This is a genomic window from Methanobrevibacter sp. 87.7, assembly GCF_002208625.1.
Taxonomy (GTDB): Archaea; Methanobacteriota; Methanobacteria; order Methanobacteriales; family Methanobacteriaceae; genus Methanarmilla.
On the sequence record NZ_MRCT01000291.1, the window covers coordinates 1 to 534 of the forward strand.

Here is a 534-nt window from a genome sequence, read left to right on the forward strand (position 1 = left end):
AACAAAATTAATAAAAAAATATTATTAAATTTAATATTTTAAATAATTTTTAAAAATAAATAGAAATTAGATATTACTAACTAAGTAAATAAAAAAATTAAATTATCATAATTAAAAATTATTTAATAAAAAATAATAAATCACTCTTCAACACCATAAACAGATATTCCATATGCTACAAAAAACCCTAAAGTAAAATAAAACACAATAGAAAACCAAGGATTAGGTTCTGTAAGATAATATAAGAAAAATGTTAAAAACATTACAAAAATCCAAGAACCAACCCCAAATGCCTTTTTACCTTTAATAGCATGGCCAATTCCAGGTAAAAAAAATGAAATAATTATTGCAAGTTTATCATTATCCATAATAACCAACCACAAATCCAATTCTTGATTATATTTAATATAACAGACTATTTATAGATATTTTTTAAAGAATAAATCATTAAAAAGGTATGGACAATAAAAAAGAAATATTCATATATAAAATTTAAAATGATTATAAATAAAGATTTTAAAAATAGATAAAAAC

At 18.4% G+C, this 534-nt stretch carries 1 protein-coding gene; it reads right to left on the bottom strand.

The genetic code is table 11. From position 1 onward, the window contains the following. Positions 1-140: 140 nt before the first annotated feature. Entirely contained in the window at positions 141-368 is a 228-nt protein-coding gene (locus tag BGI41_RS08265; RefSeq protein ID WP_088540221.1) for a hypothetical protein, read from the bottom strand. Positions 369-534: the final 166 nt, after the last annotated feature.